The organism is Rothia sp. HMSC071F11 (assembly GCF_001809115.1).
GTDB lineage: Bacteria > Actinomycetota > Actinomycetes > Actinomycetales > Micrococcaceae > Rothia > Rothia dentocariosa.
Map to the genome: position 1 here is coordinate 79,756 of NZ_KV795754.1, position 225 is coordinate 79,980.

Annotated in this window: 1 pseudogene; it reads left to right on the forward strand. The window is 60.4% G+C overall.

Annotation, left to right across the window (positions count from 1 at the left end):
- Positions 1 to 17: 17 nt before the first annotated feature.
- A pseudogene (locus HMPREF2554_RS04520) lies at positions 18 to 225 on the forward strand (23S rRNA (uracil(747)-C(5))-methyltransferase); the annotation flags it as partial.

Consider the following 225-nt stretch of genomic DNA (forward strand, 5'->3'; position numbering starts at 1 on the left):
GGTAGAATGGTGGGGCTATGGAATGCGCCTATTATCGTGAGAGTCTTTGCCGCTCCTGCACTAGCATCGAAACCCCGTACCCCGCCCAGCTCGCGGCAAAACAGGCCGATGCGCGCAGGCTTCTTGCGGCATATCCTCACCTGACCTGGCTGGAACCCGTCGCCAGCGACAAGGCGCATTTTCGGAATAAAGCGAAGCTGGTGGTGGGCGGTTCGGCGCAGAACC